This is a genomic window from Rhizobium sp. CBN3 (assembly GCF_030518245.1).
Taxonomy (GTDB): Bacteria; Pseudomonadota; Alphaproteobacteria; order Rhizobiales; family Rhizobiaceae; genus Rhizobium; species Rhizobium aethiopicum_A.
In genome coordinates this window covers 34,967-56,315 of record NZ_JAULSE010000014.1, presented here as the reverse complement: position 1 = coordinate 56,315, position 21,349 = coordinate 34,967, and the positions used below count along the sequence as shown (strand labels likewise).

Here is a 21,349-nt window from a genome sequence, read left to right as displayed (position 1 = left end):
AAGAAAAGGTAACTTACCCTTCGAAATGCAAAGCAACTTCAAGACTTCGAAACAACAGGCGGCCGACCCGCACGAGACGGCAATCACCGTTCTCGGCTGGCTCGCCGCCGATCCCGACATGTTTGGCCGCTTCCTCGCACTCACCGGCGTGGCGCCCGAGCAGGTGCGCAATGCGGTCAACGATCCAGGGTTCCTCTCAGGCATGATGGATTTCCTGATGAACCATGAACCGACGGCGATGGCTTTCTGCACGGCGAGCGGCCTCAGCCCGGAGACGGTAACCGCCGCCTGGCGGCATTTCTCCTCGACGGGGCTCGATTCGGGAGAATACTGAGCGTGACCGAGCTGGACATTTCGCACATCCGCCTCGGAGAGCGCCCGCTGATCGTCTGCGACGTAGACGATGTCGTGCTGCGGTTCATCGATCCTTTCCAGCTTTTTCTTCAAAGCCGGGGTCACGAGTTCCTGCCGCGATCGTTCCGGCTTCACGGCAACATCGTCTCGAAAGCGGACGGCACGGAGATCGAGGGCCGAAAGGTCAGCCGGCTGATCGAAGATTTTTTCGAAGCGCAGGAATTGTGGCAGACGCCGGTCGACCGCGTCGTCGAAACGCTCGGCCGGCTTTCGCGGGACGCCGATATTCTTTTCCTGACGGCGATGCCGCCACGGTTCCAGGATCAGCGCCGCCGCCTGCTGGACAGCGCCGGCCTGCTCTTTCCGCTGCTTTCCAGCGAGCAACCCAAGGGGCCGATCGTCCATGCACTGCATGCCAGCCGCTCCTTTCCTGTCGCCTTCATAGATGATATGGCGCACAATCTGCATTCGGTCAGGGAACACATGGCCGATTGCCTGCTCATTCACCTGATGCCGGACTCGCCCGTCCATCGTTTCGCGCCTGCGGCAGCCGACGACATCACCCGCGCCACCGATTGGGCGCATGCGGCCGATCTGATCGAGGCCCGTTTCCTTTCCGGCACAGTCAACCGCGCAGTTCCAGCCGCATGAGCGGTCGGCCGTCCTTGCGTCTGGCAATCGTCTCGAAACCGGCTGCGTCAAAGATCGCCGTCGAGCCGATGCAGAGCGTCACCGATTTCGACTGCTTCACATGATCGATCGGACAGGCTTCGAGCAGCCGCGCGCCCTGGCGCCGGGCATGGTCGATCGCGCCGGCGAGCAGGCGATGGCTTAGTCCCCTGCCGCGCAGTTTCGGCAGCAGGAAGAAGCAGCTGACAGCCCAGATAGAGGGATCACGCGCATCCTCCTCCTCCAGCGGCCGCGAGACGGTGCGTGGTGAATTGAACTGCGGCACGTCGTGGCGCGGCCCGACCTGCACCCAGGCGACCGGTCCGCCATCGGCATAACAGAGAATCCCCGGCGGCGGCCCCGCCCCGATCCGTTCGCGCATATGCGCCTTGCGCTCGTCGGCCATCATCGTCGTCCTCACCGCATGCGGCAAGCGCAGTGCGACACACCAGCAATTATAAAAAGCCCCCTGCGGGCCGAACAGGGTCTCGAAGTCGCCCCACCGGTCTGCCGTCACGGGCTCGAAACGAAGATCTTTATCCAAAGGCAAAGCTCCCGTCCTCTCTTGTGACTCATAAGCTTAAGGCGTAGTGTCGCGCCGTTCAACCTTTGTTCTCACCATGACGCCCGCGCCTGACAAGACACCCGGCTTCTGTCGCGACTGCCTTGCCGAGCAGAAGGGCGAGGCGCGCCGTTGCCTATCCTGCGGCAGCCCGCGCCTGGTGCGCCATCGCGAACTCTATCGACTGACACTTGCGCATATCGATTGCGACGCCTTCTACGCGGCGGTCGAGAAGCGTGACAATCCCGAACTTGCCGATAAGCCCGTTATCATCGGCGGCGGCAAACGTGGTGTCGTCTCTACTGCCTGCTATATCGCGCGCATCCACGGCGTGCGTTCGGCGATGCCGATGTTCAAGGCGCTGGAGGCATGCCCTCAGGCCATCGTCATACGCCCGGACATGGAGAAATATGTCCGGGTTGGGCGCCAGGTGCGCGCGTTGATGCAGGATCTGACGCCGCTGGTGCAGCCGCTGTCGATCGACGAAGCCTTCCTGGAACTGGGCGGCACGGAGAGGCTGCATCACGATCCGCCGGCGCGTACGCTCGCCAAATTCGCCCGCCGCATCGAAAAGGAAATCGGCATTACCGTTTCGGTTGGGCTTTCCTATTGCAAATTCCTCGCCAAGGTCGCTTCCGACCTGCAGAAGCCGCGCGGCTTTTCCGTCATCGGCCGCGAAGAAGCAGTGGAATTCCTGGCGCCGCGTCCCGTCACCACCATCTGGGGCGTCGGCAAGGCCTTTGCCGCGACGCTGGAGGCGGACGGCATCCGCACCATCGGCCAGCTGCAGCAAATGGAGGAGAACGACCTGATGCGCCGCTACGGCAGCATCGGCCAGCGGCTCGCCAGGCTGTCGCGCGGCATCGACGACCGCGAGGTGCATCTCAACGACGCCGCCAAGAGCGTTTCGGCCGAAACGACCTTCTTCGACGACATCTCGCGCCACGACGATCTGGTGCCGATCCTGCGCAACCTTTCCGAAAAGGTTTCCTGGCGGCTGAAGAAAAACGATATCGCCGGGCAGACCGTTGTGCTGAAAATGAAGAGCGCCGACTTCAAGACGCGCACCCGCAACCGCAAGCTCGAGGACCCGACCCAGCTTGCCGACAGGATCTTCCGCATCGGGCTCGAGCTTCTCGAAAAGGAAACGGACGGGACGAAATTCCGCCTGATCGGCATCGGCGTCACCGATCTCGGCGATGCCACCCGCGCCGATCCGCCCGATCTGATCGACCGGCAGTCAGGTCGGCGGGCGGCGGCCGAAGCGGCGATGGACAAGCTGCGCGACAAGTTCGGCGAGAACACGGTCGAGACCGGGTACACCTTCGGCAGCGGCAAGCGCGATCACTAGAACATCTCGCGTAAAGCGTACCGTGGCTTTCGAAAAGCATATGAAAAACAATGCCTTAAGATAGACAGCTAAAACTTTGATTCATGCGACATGCTTGCCTTTTATCTTATGCGTGTCGTTATCGCGGAAGCGCTGCACCGCTCCGGGCGAGCCGACGAGTCCTGGTTTTAAAATCTTCCTTAAGCTTCGTCCCGTAATGTGCCGAACCAGTATTGCGCATGGTTGGGTATCATGTTCTCGCGTCTCGTCTTCGGCCTCAGCTTGCTGTCGGCCACCGCCCTCGTACACCCTGCTCTTGCCGCGGATGCACGCACGCTGCAGATCTTCGTCTCAAAGAACAAGCAGTCGCTTGTGGTTTATGACGGCACCGAGGTCGTCGCGACCTCGAAGGTCTCGACAGGCAAGGACGGGCATACGACGCCGAGCGGCATCTTCTCGGTGCTCGAAAAGCAGAAATACCACGAATCCAACCTCTATTCGGCCGCCCCGATGCCATTCATGCAACGGCTGACATGGTCCGGCATCGCACTGCACGAGTCCAATTCCGTGCCGCGTTATCCGGCCTCGCACGGGTGCGTACGCATGCCCGGCGCCTTCGCAAAAATGCTCTACGGCATGACCGAGCCCGGCATTCCCGTCATCATCAGCGACGACAAATTGGTGCCGCAGCCGATCGACCATCCGACGCTTTTCCATCCTGAGGTGCCGGCAGCGATGCCGCTGCTTTCGGATGTCGAGCTGCGGCCGTCCATAGCCGTCAGTCCCGGGACACCGGTGCAGGTGGCCATGAACGACAGCGCCGCGATGCCGATGCCGGCGGTGTCGCCGGTTACCGCGCCGGAGATCCGGCCGCCATCCGAGCCGATCAGCATGCTGGTCACGCGACGCACGCTGCGCGAGACGGTGATCGACATCCAGACGCTACTCAATCAGCTCGGCTTTTCCGCCGGCGATCCGGACGGCCTGCTCGGTCCGTCGACCGTGCAGGCGATCAAGGCGTTCAAGATGCTGCGGCCGGCGGAATTTGCCGGCGACAGCAGCCTGGTCTCCGACGCATTGCTCAAATCCGTCTATGCCGCAACCGGCAAGGGCGAGCCGCCGAACGGCGTCATTATGGTGCGGCAGGCCTTCAAGCCAATCTTCGAAGCGCCGGTAACGATCGCCGATCCGGGACTGGCGCTCGGCACGCATTTCTTTACGCTGCATGCCGTCGATGAACAGGCCGGCACGGCGGATTGGCTAGGCATCACGCTCGAGAACAATCTCTCCCGCGAGACGATGAAGCGGCTCGGGATCACCAATCAGGAAAGCTCGATCGTCACAGGCAGGCCGATCGCCCGTTCGCTCAGCCGCATCACGATTCCCGACGAAACACGCCGCAGGATCGACGCGCTGATCGCGCCCGGCTCGACGTTGACGATCTCCGATACCGGCCTTGGCCGCGAAACCGGCGAAGGCACGGATTTCATCACGATCACCCGGGGGTGATGACTGTCACCCGGGGTTGATCACGATCAACTGGGTTGATCAGGATCAATCGGGTTGATCAGGATCAACCGGGTTGATCAGACAAGCTCGACGTCGACGACGCCGGGGGCGGCGCGAAGGGCGGCAGCAATCTCCGGCGTGATGCGGTATTTCTCCGGCAGCGCCACTTCCACCTCGCGTTTGCCCTCTTCCTTGATGACAATGAAGGAAACCAGACCGTCGCCCTTGGCGTTCAGATGGCCGGCAACCATTTTCAGTGGCCCGGAATCTCTGACATAGACGCGCAGCGCCTTCTGCATCTGCAGCGACTTTTCCTCCAGCGATTGGATCGTCTGGATGCGAAGGCCGATACCCTCCGGTCGCTCCTCACCGGTCGCGGTCAGCAGGAAGGATTTCCCGGACTCGAGCACGTCGCGATACTGGTTCAGCATCTCAGAAAACAGCACCGCCTCGAACTGGCCCGAGGAATCGGAAAAGACAATGATGCCCATCTTGTTGCCGGTGCGGGTCTTGCGCTCCTGCTTGGAGATGACGGTTCCGGCAAGGCGCGCATTGGCAGCCCCCTGCTTGATCGCCTGAGAAAACTCGGCAAAGGTCTGCACACGCATCTTCTGCAGGATGTTGTTGTAGGAATCGAGCGGGTGGGCTGTGAGATAGAAGCCCAGCACCTGGAATTCCTTAAGCAGCCGCTCAGAAGCCAGCCAGGGTGAATAGGGCGGCAAGGAGATCTTCTCCGGGCCTGAGTTTAATGCGCTGCCGAAAATGTCCGATTGGCCGCTCAGCTTGTTTTCCTGAGCGCGCTGGGCATAGCCGAGGATGCGGTCAAGGCCGGCGGCCAGCTGGGCGCGGTCCGTGCCGAAACAATCGAAGGCGCCGGCATAGATCAGGCTTTCGAGGACGCGGCGGTTCACCTGGCGCGGATCGATGCGCAGACAGAAATCCTCGATGCTGGCAAAAGGCTTGTCGCCACGCACATCGACGATGTGGTCGACAGCAGATTCGCCGACGCCTTTGAGGGCGGCCAGCGCATAATAGATACGGTTATCACCGGTCTCGAAATGGCGGAAGGAGGTCTGCACCGAAGGCGCAATCACCTCGATGCCGAGCCGCTTGGCGTCCTGACGGAAATCATTGATCTTTTCCGTATTGGACATGTCGAGCGTCATCGAGGCGGCGAGGAATTCGACCGGATAATGCGCCTTCATGTAGGCCGTCTGGTAGGAGACGATGGCGTAGGCGGCGGCGTGCGACTTGTTGAAGCCGTAGTTTGCGAACTTCGCCAAGAGTTCGAAGATGTTGTCGGCTTGCGGCTTCGATACGCCGTTCTTGACGGCGCCGACGACGAAGCGTTCGCGCTGCTGGTCCATCTCCGCCTTGATCTTCTTACCCATGGCGCGGCGCAGAAGGTCGGCTTCGCCAAGCGAATAGCCCGACAGGACCTGGGCGATCTGCATCACCTGTTCCTGGTAGACGATGACGCCCTGCGTTTCCTTGAGCAGGTGGTCGATCATCGGATGGATCGATTCCAGCTCTTCGTCGCCGTGCTTGCGGGCATTGTAAGTCGGGATGTTCTCCATCGGGCCGGGGCGGTAAAGTGCCACCAGCGCGATGATGTCCTCGATGCAGTCCGGCTTCATGCCGATCAGCGCCTTGCGCATGCCCGCACTTTCCACCTGGAACACGCCGACCGTCTCGCCGCGCGACAGCATCTCGTAGGTGAGTTTGTCGTCGAGAGGAATGGCCGCAAGATCGACTTTGATGCCGCGCTTGGCGACGAAATCGACGGCGACCTTCAGCACCGTCAGCGTCTTCAGACCGAGGAAGTCGAACTTGACGAGGCCGGCCTGCTCCACCCACTTCATGTTGAACTGGGTGACGGGCATGTCGGAGCGCGGATCGCGATACATCGGCACCAGCTTGGACAGCGGCCGGTCACCGATGACGATGCCGGCGGCATGCGTCGAGGCGTGGCGATAAAGCCCTTCGATCTTCTGGGCGATGTCGAGCAGCCGCGCGACCACCGGTTCCTTCGCCGCCTCCTCCTGCAGCTTCGGCTCCTCTTCGATCGCCTTGGAGAGCGGCGTCGGATTGGCCGGATTGTTCGGCACGAGTTTGCAGATCTTGTCGACCTGGCCGTAAGGCATTTCCAGCACGCGTCCGACGTCGCGAAGTGCGGCGCGCGCCTGCAGCGAACCGAAGGTGATGATCTGCGCCACCTGCTCGCGGCCGTACTTGGCCTGGACGTAGCGGATCACCTCTTCGCGGCGGTCCTGGCAGAAGTCGATGTCGAAGTCAGGCATCGAGACGCGTTCCGGATTGAGGAAGCGCTCGAACAGCAGCGAGAAGCGCAGCGGGTCGACATCGGTGATCGTCAAGGCATAGGCGACCAGCGAACCGGCGCCCGAGCCACGACCGGGACCGACCGGGATGTCGTGCTGCTTGGCCCATTTGATGAAGTCGGAAACGATCAGGAAGTAACCCGGGAAGCGCATGCGCTCGATGACGCCGAGCTCGAACTCCAGCCGCTCGCGATAATCCTTTTCCTCATAACCGGGCGACATGCCGAGTGTCGAAAGCCGCATGTCCAGCCCTTCCACAGCCTGACGGCGCAATTCGCCCGCCTCGGCGCGTTCGGCCTCCTCGGCCTCGTCGGTGGCGCCCGTGAAACGCGGCAGAATCGGCTTTCGCGTTTTCAGCACGAAGGAGCAGCGCCTGGCGATCTCGATCGTGTTCTCAAGCGCTTCCGGCAGGTCGGCAAAGAGCTTGGCCATCTCGGCCCGGCTCTTCAGGTAGTGATCCGGCGTCAGGCGAAAACGGCTGTCGTCGGAGACGATGGCGTTGTGGGCGACCGCCATCAGCGCGTCATGGGCGTCGTAATCGTCGCGGGTCGGAAAGAAGGCTTCGTTGGTGGCGACCAGCGGAAGATCGTGGGCATAGGCAAGCCCGACGATCTTCTGCTCATGCCGCTTGTCGTAGGTGCCGTGCCGCTGCAACTCGACATAGAGCCTGTCGCCGAAGAGACGCTTCAACGTGAGCAGCCGGGCTTCCGCCTGGGCGGAATGGCCTTCCCTGACAGCCGCGTCGGCCGGACCGGTCAGGGCGCCGGTCAAGGCGATCAGCCCCTCCGTGCCTGCCTCTTCCAGCCAGGAGGCTCTAATATGAATGGCCTGGTTGCTTTCGCCGCCGAGATAGGCGCGGCTGACGAGGTCGACCAGCCTTTCGTAACCGGCCTCCGTCGCGGCGAGAAGGACGATCGACGGCAGCTTGATCAAGGCCTGCTGACCGCCGCGCTTTTCGCTTTCCAATCCGTCTTCCATGTCGATCGAGACCTGGCAGCCGATGATCGGCTGCAGGCCCTCGTCCATTGCCTTCTGGGAGAATTCAAGGGCGACGAAGAGATTGTTGGTGTCGGTAATGGCGATCGCCGGCTGACTGTCGCCGGTCGCCTTGTAGAGAATCTTCTTCAGAGGCAGCGCGCCCTCGAGAAGCGAATAGGCGGAGTGGACCCTCAGGTGGATGAAGCCCGGCGTGCCGCCGGTCGCCTCACCCATTGAACCCTTTTCCGTCTCCGCCATGATATGCCTTCCAGTCAGCCGAAATGAATCGGATGCATTGTCGGCATTGAGGGCGATGATGTCCAGACGAAGACCCGCGTGCGAACCGCATGACTGCCATGCGATCCCCTGAAAACTTTAGATCGCGATGACGATAAGCGAGAAGCTGGCAACGAACATTGCGATGGAGGTGAATGCTGCGATATCACGGATCATGTCAGTCATCTGGCTCTCCTTTACTCGTTATGTTTTCAATTTGTTCCATCTATGTTCCTATGTCAACAGGAATCTTTTCCTCCGCGCTTGCGTTTGAAAAATGCCGATTCCCGGCTGCGAATCGAGCCCCGCCTCGGCGCTGGCTTTGAACATGCTTTGCGCGACCGGCTCGGCATCGCCTGTCGAACGGATCCGTACAGCGCATCCGATGTCTGATGCACCTGCCCCAAGGGGATCGAGCAATGCTCGCTCTTCTGTTCTTCTTTTGTTCTCCGTGTTCTGCTACCGTATCAGTGAGGCTGGGAGGAAGATGATAATGATCGACACCGCAATGCTGAGCGACTTCATCGTAGAGGCGAAAGCCGCGACCTATGTCGGCGGCGGCGTGCCTCGCCCGCCCTGCCGGCTGGGTGCCCATGATATCGGCTACTTCAGCGGCGACTGGCGTTATCTCGACAGCTATTTCGGCGGCACCGATTTCGCCGGACAGGAGGTGGTTTGGTTTGCCGGCGAACCCGTCTGGGCGATGAATTATTTCGGCTGCGTCGTCGCGTCCGATCTCATCGACGGCAGAGCCGCCGGAACGGTGATCAAGGCGGCGCTGTCGGCAATGTATCGGGAGGGCCGCTTTCTCGGCGGAATGGAATTCGATCATCCGTTCGGCCGCTACGTCGATAGCAGCGACGGCGGCTGTGACAGCTTCAGCGGCCAGGAATGCATCATGGTCGAGGGGCGGAAGGCCTATGTGCTCGATTATCGCGGCGGGCTGGTTATTCCCTGATGTCCGACCAGGAGGTCGGCGAGATCAGCCCCTCATCCGGCTGCCGCCACCTTCTCCCCGCTTGCGGGGCGAAGGGGACATGCCGCGACCTCTCCGTTTCTCGCCAGCCGCCCGCGGGGCACGTCCCCTCGCCCCGTTTTACGGGGAGAGGGTTAGGGTGAGGGGCAACCGTCTCAAAAGTCCACAATCTTGCCATCGGAGATCGTGACGCGCCGATCCATGCGGCCGGCGAGTTCGTGATTGTGGGTGGCGATGAGGGCAGCAAGGCCGGATTGGCGCACCAGCGCCTCCAGCGCATCGAAGACGTAACTTGCCGTTTCCGGATCCAGATTGCCGGTCGGCTCGTCGGCAAGCAGCAGCGTCGGCGCATTGGCGACGGCACGGGCGATCGCGACGCGCTGCTGTTCGCCGCCTGAAAGCTCGGCCGGTCGATGCGAACCGCGATGGCCGATGCGCATATAGTCGAGGAGCTGGCCGGCTCGCTCCTGGGCTTCCTTCCAGGACAGACCGGCGATCAGCTGCGGCATCATGATGTTCTCAAGCGCCGAAAATTCCGGCAGGAGATGGTGGAATTGATAGACGAAGCCGATCTCGCGGCGGCGAATCGCCGTGCGCTTCTCATCGGAAAGGCCATCGCAGGCATGACCGTTGATGGTAACCTCGCCGCCGTCGGGATGCTCGAGCAGGCCGGCGACATGCAGCAGCGTCGACTTGCCGGTGCCGGAGGGGGCGACAAGGGCGACGATCTCCCCTTTCGACAGCGAAAAATCCGCTCCCTTCAGGATCGTGAGCAGCGTATCGCCCTGCCCGTAATGGCGCTCGACGCCGGTAAGATTGAGGACGACGTTTCGATTCATGAATGCGGCATTCCTTATTCGTAGCGCAGGGCCTGCACCGGATCGAGCCTGGAGGCGCGCCATGCCGGGAAGATGGTGGCGATGAAGGAGAGGCTGAGCGCCATGACGACCACCGAGATCGTTTCGCTGATATCCATCTCGGCCGGCAGCTGGCTGAGGAAATAGACCTGCGGATTGAAAATCACGGTGCCGGAGATCCAGGAGAAGAACTGGCGAATGGATTCGATATTCACGCAGACGAGAACGCCGAGCAGCACGCCGGCAAGGGTGCCGACGATACCGATCGCCGCCCCGGTCATGAAGAAGATGCGCATGATGGCGCCGGCGCTGGCTCCCATGGTGCGCAGGATGGCGATATCGCTGCCCTTGTCCTTCACCAGCATGATGAGGCCGGAGATGATGTTGAGCGCCGCCACGAGCACGATCAGCGTCAGGATCATGAACATGACGTTGCGCTCGACCTGGAGTGCGGAGAAGAAGGTCTGGTTGCGCTGGCGCCAGTCGGTGAGGTTGATCTGGCGGCCGGCCGCCTCTTCCACCTTCGGCCTCAGGGCGTCGATATTATCGGGATGATCGACGAAGAGCTCGATCGACTGCACCAGCCCGGCGGCATTGAAGTAAAGCTGCGCTTCCTCGAGCGGCATGAAGATGATCGACGAGTCATATTCCGACATGCCGATCTCGAACAGGCCGGAGATCTTGTAGGATTTGACTCGCGGATTGACGCCCATCGGTGTGATGTCGCCTTCCGGCGAGGTCAGGGTGATGAGATCGCCGACGCGCAGACCCAACTGATCGGCCATGCGGGTGCCGATCAGCACGCCTTCACCCGAGGCAAAGCCCACCATGTCGCCGGACTTGATGTTATTAGAGATCGCTTTGAGCTTGGTCAGGTCTTCAGCGCGGACGCCACGCACCAAAGCGCCGGTGCTGCCGCCGGCCTGGGCGGAGGCAAGCACCTGGCCTTCCACCAAGGGCAACGCCATCTTGACGCCGGGCACGGCGGCGAACCTGCTGGTGAGGTCGGCATAATCGGTGAAGGGGCCGTCGACCGGCTGCACGATCATATGACCGTTGATGCCGAGGATGCGCGAGACGAGTTCGGTGCGAAAGCCGTTCATGACGGCCATGACGATGATCAGCGTCGCAACGCCGAGCATGATGCCGACAAAGGAGAAGCCGGCGATCACCGAAATGAAGGCCTCCTTGCGGCGGGCGCGCAGATAACGCCACGCCACGAGGCGCTCAAAGGTGGAAAATGGCTTGCCAGCCGGACCCAAGCCGGATTTTGAACTCCGGTCCACTGCTGCCTCTGCCATTTCGCCTCCGTTTCCTTAAGCCACGAACCTGTTGATCGCCGCTTCGATGGTCATCGTTTCACGGGCGCCGGTCTTGCGGTCCTTCACTTCGACCTCGCCGTTCGCGACCGCACGCGGGCCGGCGATGATCTGGACAGGTACGCCGATCAGGTCGGCGGTCGCGAATTTCGTGCCGGCCCGGTCGTCGGAATCGTCATAGAGCACATCCTTCCCGGCCTTTTTCAGCGCGGCGTAGATCAGCTCGCAAGTATCGTCGCAGGCCTCATCGCCCACCTTCATGTTGATGACGACGACATCGAAGGGTGCGACCGATGCCGGCCAGATGATTCCGTTGTCGTCATGCGAGGCTTCGATGATGGCGGGAACAAGGCGTGTCGGGCCGATACCGTAGGAACCCATGTGGACGAAATGTTCCTTGCCATCGGGGCCCTGCACTTTCGCGCCCATCGGCTCGGAATATTTCGTGCCGAAGTAGAAGATATGGCCAACCTCGATGCCGCGGGCGGAAAGGCGCTCGGCTTCCGGGACGGCGTCAAAGGCAGCCTCATCGTGCATTTCCGAGGTGGCCGCATAGAGCGAGGTCCACTTGTCGAAGATCGCCTTCAGGCCGTCGACGCTGTCGAAATCGGTGTTTTCGCCGGGAATATCGAAACCGACGAAGTCCTTGTGGCAGAAGACCTCGGATTCGCCGGTGTCGGCGAGGATGATGAATTCATGGCTGAGATTGCCGCCGATCGGGCCGGTATCGGCACGCATCGGGATGGCGCGCAAGCCGAGGCGATCGAACGTTCTCAAATAGGCGGCGAACATCTTATTATAGGAATGCTCCGCCCCTTCGCGCGTCAGATCGAAGGAATAAGCGTCCTTCATCATGAATTCGCGCGACCGCATGGTACCGAAGCGCGGCCGGATCTCATCGCGGAATTTCAGCTGGATGTGATAGAGGTTGAGCGGCAAATCCTTGTAGGATTTCACCGAGGAGCGGAAAATGTCCGTCACCATCTCCTCGTTGGTGGGACCATAGAGCATCGGCCGGTCCTGGCGATCCTTGATGCGCAGCATCTCCTTGCCATAGGCATCATAACGGCCGCTTTCCTGCCACAGCTCGGCCGACTGCAGGGTCGGCATCGAAAGCTCGATGGCGCCGGCGCGGTTCTGCTCCTCGCGGATGATGGCGTTGACCTTGTCAAGCACTCGCTTGCCGAGCGGCAACCAGGAATAGATGCCCTGAGACTGCTGGCGGATCATGCCGGCGCGCAGCATCAACCGATGAGAGACGATTTCCGCCTCCTTGGGGTTTTCCTTAAGGATGGGCATGAAGTAGCGAGACAGACGCATGGCGATTCCGGAGCAGTTGAGATCCCGCAGGCGAGCGGAATCGAAGATACATTGTGAATGTGGGAGCGTTCATAGCCGCTTCGCGGGGGGAAGGAAACCCGCAACTGCTGTCGGTCGCCTCCCGGACACGCTAGTTCGCACCCGCAAAATGAAAGGGCGTGAAAAAGCGCGTGTTTATAAGGACTTGAACGAAAATCTTGTCAACAGAAAAATTTTGCTGGTGTGTAGCAAAAATGCAAAAAAAGCTAATGACAAAGCCCAATGTTTGAGCTAGCTTTAGCTCACAAAACAGGCAAGGAAGTTAATTCTTGCCATTTCGCGGTCAAGTCTTGGGAGGATCAGATCTTAGGCGCGCTCGTCGCAGCCCCGGCAACGGTTACAGATCACGCGATACTTAAAACAAGGCTTTTAGCCTTGTTTTTTTTTGGTTTTTTGCCCTCTCCTCCCGTTCAAACTCCAGACGGCTTCCGTAAGGTGTGTCCTCTCATTCCGTTAGGCGAGCTCTCTGACGCAACACCACACGCCAATATGCGAGCTGGATTTCCATGATAAGATTTGCATATGCTCAAAGTTTGAGCAAAAGCTATCTCAATAGAAGCTAGGCCCGAGTTGTGGAAGGGCGTCAAAGCCCCAGCCAAAATAGGTGTCGCAGACATACCAGATGCCATAGATCAGCGCCGAGATCAGCGTCGTCAGCGAAAAGACGAAGGCGGCACGAAAGCGGGTGGGTGCGCTTGGCACCGTGCCGAGCACGATATCGTTGTCGTCCGCCTGGGTGCGCAGGCCGATCGGCAGAACGGCGAACAGCGTCATCCACCAGATGATGAAGTAGACGGCGAATCCCTGAAGGAAGGTCTGGAGCATTATCTTTCCCGGTGGTGTCATGCCGACAGAACGCGTGAAGCGCAGTGCCGCTTGGAGCTGGCGCACTTGTACGGCGAAATAGCGTCCAATTCAAAGCGAACGACAGATTTCGCCGCCTGCCGGTCACTCTGCCGCAGTGCCGATTGTATTTGGTTTAGGCTTGTTCGAGTTCGATCAGCGTGCCGAAGAAATCCTTGGGGTGCAGAAAGAGCACCGGCTTGCCATGCGCGCCGGTCTTCGGCTTGATATCGCCAAGCACCCGCGCGCCGGCGGCGACCAGCCGGTCACGGGCGAGGATGATATCGTCCACCTCGTAACAGATATGATGCATGCCGCCGGACGGGTTCTTTTCGAGGAAGGCTGCGATCGGCGAGTCCTGCCCGAGCGGCTGCAGCAATTCGACCTTGGTGTTCGGCAATTCGACGAAGACGACGGTGACCCCGTGTTCCGGCAGAGGCTGCGGCTGCGATACGGCGGCCCCCAGCGTGTCGCGGTAGGCGGCCGTCGCCGATGCGAGGTCGGGGACAGCGATGGCGATGTGGTTTACCCGGCCAAGCATGGTCAGACCTTGGTGACGAAGGCGGTGACAAGGGGCTTTTTGCCCCAGGCGTGATTTGCGGCCGCGCGGATGGCACGGCGCACGGCCTCCTGCAGCATGTCGATATCCTTGCGGCGGGCGCGCGGAATGCTTTCGATGGCGCTGATCGCCGCATCGTAGAGCGTGTCTTCCATCTCCTCGCCTTCGTCATCATAAACCGGCAGGCCGATCGAGACGAGATCGGGATCGCCGAGAATATCATACCGCGCGTCGAGCACGACGTTGACCGCGACATGGCCGACATAGGAGAGTTTCTTGCGCTCGCCGATCCCCATTTCGTCGAAATCGCCGATCAGCAGGCCGTCCTTGTAGATCCGGCCATGCGGCGCTTCGCCGATCACCTCGACCGGACCTGGCGCCAGCCGCAGGATGTCGCCATTGCGCACCCGCGGCACGATCGCGATGCCGGATTGCTCGGCCAGCTCCTTATGCGCCGTCAGATGCGTCGCCTCGCCATGCACCGGCACGACGATTTTCGGCCGGGTCCACTCATACATCCTCTGCAACTCGTTGCGGCGCGGATGGCCGGAGACGTGGACGAGTGCCTCGGTATCGGTGATGATATGCACGCCCTGTTCGACGAGGCCGTTCTTGATATCCTGGATCGCCTTCTCGTTGCCGGGAATGGCACGCGAGGAAAAGACGACAATATCGCCTGCCGCAAAGGCCACGTTGCGCATCTCGTCACGGGAGAGCTTGGCAAGAGCTGCCCGCGCTTCGCCCTGGCTGCCGGTCAGGATGACGACGACCTTGTCGCGCGGGATATAGCCGTACTCCTCCTCGGAGATGAAAGGTTTGACGCCTTCCATCAGTCCGATATCGCTAGCGACATCGACGACGCGCTTCAGCGAGCTGCCGAGCAGCAGCACCTCTCGCCCTGCCGCCTCGGCAGCCTCGGCTACGGTGCGAATACGCCCAACATTCGATGAGAAGGTGGTGATCGCCACCCGCCCCTCGGCATCCTCGATGATCTTGCGCAGGCTTTCCGACACATCCTTCTCGGAGGGTGAAACACCGTCGCGAAGCGCATTGGTGGAATCGCACATCAGCGCCAGCACGCCCTCGTCGCCAAGCTGACGAAAGCGAGTCTCATCGGTCAGAGGCCCGAGCGAAGGCTCGTGATCGATCTTCCAGTCACCAGTATGGATGACGTTGCCGGCCGGCGTGCGGATCATCAGCGACATCGGCTCGGGGATCGAATGGTTGACGGCCACACCTTCGATACTGAAGGGGCCGACATTGATCGTATCACCCGCCTTGAACGGCGTCACCGGCACTTCGCCGATCGTCGCCTTCTCGAAATTGCGTTTGGCTTCGAGCAAGCCCGATGTAAATGCCGAGGCGAAAACCGGAACATTGAGACCTGGCCAGAGGTCGGCAAGCGCCCCGTAATGGTCTTCATGGGCATGGGTGATGATGATCGCCTTGAGGTTTTTACGCTCACTGGCGAGGAAGCGGATATCGGGCAGCACGAGGTCGACGCCCGGCAGGTCAGGGCCAGGAAAAGTGACGCCGCAATCGACCATGATCCACTGGCGATGCTCGGGCGGGCCGTAGCCATAAAGAGCGAGATTCATACCGATCTCGCCAACGCCACCCAAAGGCAGGAATACCAATTCGTCCTGTTTCGCCATAATTTTCGTTTTTTCCGCTATCCAAAAAACACATCACCGGCGGCAATGGACATGATCCTGCCGGCGCCGGTATCGAGCATCAACAAGCCATTATCATCAATCCCGGCGAATTGTCCGGAAATCGACCGGTCCGGTAAATTGACCGTGATCTTTTCGCCGATGCCACAGGCGATGGCGCGCCAGCGGGCGGTGATCTCGGCAATGCCGCGACCCTGATCCCATATTTCGAGCACATCCGCCATCGCCGCGAAGAGATGAGCGAAGAGTTCCTCCGGCGAAGCCGCGCTCGCATGCTGGCGCAGGCAGGTGACGGGATAGAGCGGATTGTCTGGCATGACCGAGACATTGATGCCGATGCCGACGATCAGCGCATAACGGCCATCCGGCAGCCCTTCGCCTTCGACCAGGATGCCGCAGGTCTTCTTTCGGCCGATGAGAATATCGTTCGGCCATTTGACCTCAAGCGGTTCGCCCCCAGGCGGCAGTACCCTGCGGATGGCCTGATGAACGGCAACGGCAACCGCCAGCGGCAGCGAGCCGAGGCGCTCCATCGGCGCCGGGTCGATCAGCAGAAGAGATGCGTAGAGATTGCCGCGTTCGGAAACCCAAAGCCTGCCGCGACGGCCGCGGCCGCCGGTCTGCCTCTCGGCCGTCACCCAGAGATTGCCGGGATCGCCCGCCCGGGCTCGGGCGAGGCATTCGCTATTGGTGGACGATGTTTCCGACAGAGCCTCATGCCTGATATCGCCGAGCGATATCCGGCGTCGTCCGTCGGAGGCCATCAGAAGAGCGTCGCGGCGGCAAGCTCTGCCGCGCCGCCGATCGGGCCGCCGATGAGGACATAGGCGGTGACGAAGAGACCGGAGAGACCGAAGACCAGCCGCAGGGAAGAAGAGACACGGGCGAATTCGCCGGTCGCCTCATCGAACCACATCAGCTTGATGACGCGCAGATAATAGTAAGCGCCGACGACCGAGGCGAGAACGCCGATGATGGCAAGCGCATAAAGCTTGGCTTCGATCGCTGCAACAAAGACGAAGTACTTGGCGAAGAAACCGGCGAGCGGCGGAATGCCCGCGAGCGAGAACATCAGCGCCGTCAGCACCACAGCCATGAACGGGTTCGTGGTAGACAGGCCGGCGAGATCGTTGACATTCTCGACCATTGTGCCGTCCTTGCGGCGCATCGACATGATGATCGCGAAGGTGCCAAGCGTCATGATCATGTAAATGACCATGTAAAGCATGACGCCGGAAACACCGGTCTGGTTGCCGGCGGCAAGGCCGACCAGAGCATAACCCATGTGGCCGATCGAGGAATAGGCCATCAGTCGCTTGATGTTCTTCTGGCCGATCGCGGCGAACGAGCCGAGCAGCATCGAGGCGATCGAGATGAAGACGACGACCTGCTGCCAGTCGGCCAGAACCGGCTGGAAGGCGGTGATGACCATGCGTGTCATCATCGCCATGGCGGCAACCTTAGGGGCTGCGGCAAGGAAGGCGGTGACCGGCGTCGGCGCGCCTTCATAAACATCAGGCGTCCACATGTGGAAGGGAACGGCCGAGATCTTGAAGGCGATGCCGGCGAGGATGAAGACCAGGCCGAAGACGAGGCCGAGCGAACGTGCGCCCTCAACCGAAAGCGCCTGGGCAATCTCGGCGAAATGGGTGTGGCCGGTGAAGCCGTAGACCAGCGACATGCCGTAAAGCAGCATGCCGGAGGACAGCGCGCCGAGCACGAAATATTTCAGGCCGGCTTCGGTCGACTTCAGGCTGTCGCGGTTGATCGCGGCGACGACATAAAGCGCCAGCGACTGCAGTTCCAGCGCAAGATAGAGCGAAATCAGGTCGTTGGCCGAGATCATCAGCAGGATGCCGAGGGTCGCAAGCACCAGCAGAACCGGGAACTCGAACTTGTCGAGCTGATTTTCGCGGGCATGCCCCATCGTCATGAACAGGGCGACCAGCGAACCGATGAGCGCCACCAGCTTCATAAAGCGCGAGAAGCCGTCAGCCATGTAGACGCCGCCGAAGGCGAGGCCTTCCGCCGGCACGAAGAGCAGCCACAGGCCGGATGCGAGCAGCAGGACGATGGCGAGGCCGGTCACGACAAGGCCCGACCGCTCGCCTGAGAAGACGCCGACCATCAACAGGACCAGGGCGCCAACCGCGAGGATGAGCTCCGGCGCGGAAAGATGCAGACTGAGGAGAATTGTTTCAGCGGTCATGTCCGATAAGTCCCGTCATCATTTCATAGACAGCGCAACGTTCTGCGCTGCGTGCACGGCGGCCGTGTAGTTGTTGACCAGCAGATCCACCGAGGCGGCCGTCGCATCGAAGACCGGAGCCGGATAAACGCCGAAGAAGATCGTCAGCGCGACCAGCGGATAGAGGATCAGCTGTTCGCGTCTCGAAAGATCGAGCAGCGCCTTCAGCTTTTCCTTCTCCAGCGCGCCGAAGATCACCCGGCGATAGAGCCAGAGCGCATAGGCAGCAGAGAGAATGACGCCGGTGGCGGCAAAGAGCGCGACCCAGGTGTTGACCCGGAAGACGCCGATCAGCGTCAGGAATTCGCCAATGAAGCCAGACGTGCCGGGAAGCCCGACATTGGCCATGGTGAAGACCATCATCGCCACGGCATATTTCGGCATGTTGTTGACGAGGCCGCCGTAAGCGGTGATCTCGCGGGTATGGGTACGGTCATAGACGACGCCGACGCAGAGGAAGAGCGCGCCGGAGACGATGCCGTGCGAGAGCATCTGGAAGATCGACCCCTGAACACCCTGCATGTTGGCGGCAAAGATGCCCATGGTCACGTAGCCCATGTGCGCCACGGAGGAATAGGCGATCAGCTTCTTGATGTCATCCTGCATCATCGCCACCAGCGAGGTGTAGATGATGGCGATGACCGACATGGCGAAGACGAGCGGTGCGAAATAGTCGGAGGCGACCGGGAACATGCCGAGTGAGAAGCGGATGAGACCGTAGCCGCCGAGCTTCAGGAGCACGCCGGCCAGGATCACCGAGCCTGCCGTCGGCGCCTGAACGTGCGCATCCGGAAGCCATGTATGAACCGGCCACATCGGCATCTTCACCGCGAAAGAGGCAAAGAAGGCAAGCCAGAGCCAGGTCTGAAGCGCCGGCGGGAACTTGTAGGCGAGCAGCGCGGTGATATCGGTCGTGCCGGCCTGCCAGTACATCGCCATGATGGCGAGCAGCATCAGCACCGAGCCGAGCAGCGTGTAGAGGAAGAACTTGTAGCTCGCATAGACACGATCTCTTCCGCCCCAGACGCCGATGATCAGGAACATCGGGATGAGGCCCGCTTCGAAGAAGACGTAGAAGAGCACGATATCGAGCGAGACGAAGACGCCGACCATCATCGTTTCCAGGATGAGGAAGGCGATCATGTATTCCTTCAGGCGCTTCTCGATCGAGAGCCAGCTTGCCAGCACGCAGAAGGGCATGAGGAAGGTCGTCAGGATGACGAACAGCATGGAGATGCCGTCGACGCCGACATGATAGCCGATGCCGGTGCCGAGCCAGTCAAGCTTTTCCAGCATCTGGAAGCCGGGATTGGCATTGTCGAAGCCGATCCAGATGACGAGCGAGACGATGAAGGTGAAGACGGTGGTGAACAGCGAAATCGCCAGCACGTTCCTCCGGCCGCTTTCGCTGTCGCCATTCATCAAGAGCAGGAGCACCACGCCGGCGAGCGGCAGGAAGGTGACCGTTGAAAGAATAGGCCAATCGGTCATCAGAAGGAACTCCCGAGCATCATCCAGGTAACGAGCGCCGCAATGCCGATGAGCATGGCGAAGGCATAGTGATAGAGGTAACCGGTCTGCAGGCGGACCACGCGATCGGTGACGGCGACGACGCGGGCGGCTACACCGTTCGGGCCGTAGGTATCGATGACGCCGACGTCACCCTTCTTCCACAGGAAGCGGCCAAGGGCCCTTGCCGTGCGGACGAAGAGGAAGTCGTAGAGTTCGTCGAAATACCACTTGTTGAGCAGGAAATGATAGAGAACCCGGTGCTGCTTGGCGAGCACGCGCGGCGTCTGCGGCGAGCGGATATACATGTACCAGGCGATGACGAAGCCGATCAGCATGGCGATGAAGGGGCTCAGGCCCACCAGCGCGGGAACATGGTGGAATTCTTCGACGAGTTCGTTCTCGGCGCCGGTAAAGAGCGCGCCCTTCCAGAACTCGGCATATTCCTCGCCGTAGAATCGGCCTTCGAAGATCACACCCGCCAGCACCGCGCCGATCGCCAGGAGATAAAGCGGCACCAGCATGACCTGCGGCGATTCGTGGACGTGGTGCATGACCTCGTGCGAAGCGCGCGGCTTGCCGAAGAAGGTCATGAAGATCAGGCGCCAGGAATAGAAGCTGGTGAACAGAGCCGCGATGACCAGAAGCGAGAAGGCAAAGCCCGCGACCGGCGAATGCGAGGCATAGGTCGCCTCGATGATCACGTCCTTGGAGAAGAAGCCGGCAAAGCCGATCGGCGTGAACGGAATGCCGACGCCGGTGATCGCCAGCGTGCCGATGATCATCAGGATGCCGGTCACTTTAATGTGCGGCCAAAGCCCACCCATATAGCGCATGTCCTGCTCGCCATCGACGGAATGGATGACCGAGCCGGCGCAGAGGAAGAGCAGCGCCTTGAAGAAGGCGTGGGTGAAGAGATGGAAGATCGCCGCGCCATAGGCCCCTACCCCCAGCGCCACGAACATATAGCCGAGCTGCGAGCAGGTGGAATAGGCGATGACGCGCTTGATGTCGTTCTGCACCAGGCCGACGGTTGCCGCGAAGAAGGCGGTGATCGCGCCGATCACGGTAACGACGATCAGAGCGTCCGGCGACAGTTCGAAGAGCGGCGACATGCGGGCGACGAGGAAGACGCCGGCGGTGACCATGGTGGCGGCATGGATGAGAGCCGACACCGGCGTCGGGCCTTCCATGGCATCAGGCAGCCAGGTGTGCAGCAGGAACTGCGCCGACTTGCCCATCGCGCCCATGAACAGCAGTAGGCAGATGCCGGTCAGCGCATGCGCCTTGTCGAGCTGCATGCCGAAGAGGTTGAGGATCACTTCGCTCGCCTCACCTCCGCCTTCATGCGGGGCGAAGTTCGATGCATTGGCGAAGATCGTATCGAGGTTGATCGAACCGAACAGCACGAAGACGCCGGCAATGCCGAGCACGAAGCCGAAGTCGCCGACGCGGTTGACGATGAAAGCCTTCATCGCTGCGGCCGTCGCCGACGGCTTCTTGAACCAGAAGCCGATCAGCAGATAGGAGGCGAGACCGACGCCTTCCCAGCCGAAGAACATCTGGGCAAGGTTGTCGGCCGTCACCAGCATCAGCATGGCGAAAGTGAAGAGCGAGAGATAGGCAAAGAAGCGCGGGCGATGCGGATCGGTATGCATGTAGCCGATCGAATAGATATGCACCAGCGTCGAGACCGTGTTGACCACGATCAGCATGACTGCGGTCAGCGTGTCCACGCGCAGCGACCAGGAGACGTCGATGCCGCCCGACTGGATCCAGCGCAGCACCTCGACCTTGATCGGGCCGCCTTCAAGATGGCCGATGCCGACGTTGAAAAAGACGATCCAGGAGAGGATGCCGGCGATGATCATCAGGCCGCTGGTGACATATTCCGAAGCCTTGGCGCCGATGGCGCGGCCGAACAGGCCGGCGACGATCGCACCGATCAAGGGAAGAAAGACAATAGCCTTATAGAGGAACATGAGCCAC

17 protein-coding genes are annotated in these 21,349 nt (G+C 60.9%); 5 read left to right on the top strand and 12 right to left on the bottom strand.

The genetic code is table 11. The annotated features are described in order from the left end of the window. Positions 1-25: 25 nt before the first annotated feature. Positions 26-334 carry a DUF3572 domain-containing protein gene (locus tag QWJ46_RS20830; RefSeq protein WP_302753445.1) on the top strand — a complete coding sequence of 103 codons (309 nt, stop codon included), beginning with the start codon at positions 26-28 and terminating at the stop codon, positions 332-334. Then, positions 331-1,005: a hypothetical protein gene (locus QWJ46_RS20825; RefSeq protein WP_302753658.1), complete on the top strand. Its 675-nt coding sequence runs from the start codon at positions 331-333 to the stop codon at positions 1,003-1,005. The genes QWJ46_RS20830 and QWJ46_RS20825 overlap by 4 nt, the downstream gene beginning before the upstream one ends. Here the strand turns inward: QWJ46_RS20825 and QWJ46_RS20820 are convergent. Next, positions 980-1,567 carry a GNAT family N-acetyltransferase gene (locus QWJ46_RS20820; RefSeq protein ID WP_302753444.1) on the bottom strand — a complete coding sequence of 196 codons (588 nt, stop codon included), beginning with the start codon at positions 1,565-1,567 and terminating at the stop codon, positions 980-982. The genes QWJ46_RS20825 and QWJ46_RS20820 overlap by 26 nt on opposite strands. Positions 1,568-1,643: 76 nt before the next feature. Between QWJ46_RS20820 and QWJ46_RS20815 the strand changes: the two genes are divergently transcribed. Both QWJ46_RS20815 and QWJ46_RS20810 read left to right on the top strand, forming a co-directional pair. Next, a complete protein-coding gene (locus QWJ46_RS20815) occupies positions 1,644-2,936 on the top strand; it encodes a DNA polymerase IV (protein WP_302753442.1) in 1,293 nt (430 codons plus the stop codon). A gap of 231 nt (positions 2,937-3,167) precedes the next feature. Beyond that, complete coding sequence (locus QWJ46_RS20810; RefSeq protein WP_302753440.1) at positions 3,168-4,424, top strand: L,D-transpeptidase family protein; 1,257 nt, start codon at positions 3,168-3,170, stop codon at positions 4,422-4,424. A 77-nt stretch (positions 4,425-4,501) separates the two neighbouring features. Here the strand turns inward: QWJ46_RS20810 and dnaE are convergent, their stop codons facing one another. Continuing rightward, the gene (gene dnaE / locus QWJ46_RS20805) at positions 4,502-7,999 is read right to left on the bottom strand and encodes a DNA polymerase III subunit alpha (RefSeq protein WP_302753439.1); all 3,498 of its coding nucleotides are present in this window, start codon (positions 7,997-7,999) and stop codon (positions 4,502-4,504) included. A 511-nt stretch (positions 8,000-8,510) separates the two neighbouring features. Here dnaE and QWJ46_RS20800 point away from each other — a divergent pair. Then, positions 8,511-8,975, top strand: coding sequence for a DUF5680 domain-containing protein (locus QWJ46_RS20800; RefSeq protein WP_302753438.1), 465 nt, complete (start codon positions 8,511-8,513; stop codon positions 8,973-8,975). Positions 8,976-9,148: 173 nt separating this feature from the next. Here QWJ46_RS20800 and QWJ46_RS20795 read toward each other — a convergent pair whose 3' ends face one another. From QWJ46_RS20795 to nuoL, 10 genes are all read right to left on the bottom strand, one after another. After that, positions 9,149-9,832: an ABC transporter ATP-binding protein gene (locus QWJ46_RS20795; RefSeq protein WP_302753436.1), complete on the bottom strand. Its 684-nt coding sequence runs from the start codon at positions 9,830-9,832 to the stop codon at positions 9,149-9,151. Positions 9,833-9,846: 14 nt separating this feature from the next. After that, the gene (locus QWJ46_RS20790) at positions 9,847-11,151 is read right to left on the bottom strand and encodes a lipoprotein-releasing ABC transporter permease subunit (RefSeq protein ID WP_302753434.1); all 1,305 of its coding nucleotides are present in this window, start codon (positions 11,149-11,151) and stop codon (positions 9,847-9,849) included. A gap of 15 nt (positions 11,152-11,166) precedes the next feature. Beyond that, the gene (gene proS, locus QWJ46_RS20785; protein WP_302753432.1) at positions 11,167-12,489 is read right to left on the bottom strand and encodes a proline--tRNA ligase; all 1,323 of its coding nucleotides are present in this window, start codon (positions 12,487-12,489) and stop codon (positions 11,167-11,169) included. A gap of 588 nt (positions 12,490-13,077) precedes the next feature. Then, a complete protein-coding gene (locus tag QWJ46_RS20780; protein ID WP_184452940.1) occupies positions 13,078-13,353 on the bottom strand; it encodes a DUF1467 family protein in 276 nt (91 codons plus the stop codon). 154 nt (positions 13,354-13,507) lie between these two features. Further along, complete coding sequence (gene mce / locus QWJ46_RS20775) at positions 13,508-13,912, bottom strand: methylmalonyl-CoA epimerase (RefSeq protein ID WP_184452942.1); 405 nt, start codon at positions 13,910-13,912, stop codon at positions 13,508-13,510. A 2-nt stretch (positions 13,913-13,914) separates the two neighbouring features. Further along, entirely contained in the window at positions 13,915-15,585 is a 1,671-nt protein-coding gene (locus tag QWJ46_RS20770; protein ID WP_302753430.1) for a ribonuclease J, read from the bottom strand. A gap of 17 nt (positions 15,586-15,602) precedes the next feature. Further along, a complete protein-coding gene (locus QWJ46_RS20765; protein ID WP_302753428.1) occupies positions 15,603-16,367 on the bottom strand; it encodes a biotin--[acetyl-CoA-carboxylase] ligase in 765 nt (254 codons plus the stop codon). Then, entirely contained in the window at positions 16,367-17,812 is a 1,446-nt protein-coding gene (gene nuoN, locus QWJ46_RS20760) for an NADH-quinone oxidoreductase subunit NuoN (protein WP_302753426.1), read from the bottom strand. The genes QWJ46_RS20765 and nuoN overlap by 1 nt, the downstream gene beginning before the upstream one ends. 18 nt (positions 17,813-17,830) lie before the next feature. Beyond that, positions 17,831-19,342, bottom strand: coding sequence for an NADH-quinone oxidoreductase subunit M (locus QWJ46_RS20755; RefSeq protein ID WP_302753424.1), 1,512 nt, complete (start codon positions 19,340-19,342; stop codon positions 17,831-17,833). Then, positions 19,342-21,342, bottom strand: coding sequence for an NADH-quinone oxidoreductase subunit L (gene nuoL, locus QWJ46_RS20750; RefSeq protein WP_302753423.1), 2,001 nt, complete (start codon positions 21,340-21,342; stop codon positions 19,342-19,344). The genes QWJ46_RS20755 and nuoL overlap by 1 nt, the downstream gene beginning before the upstream one ends. Positions 21,343-21,349: the final 7 nt, after the last annotated feature.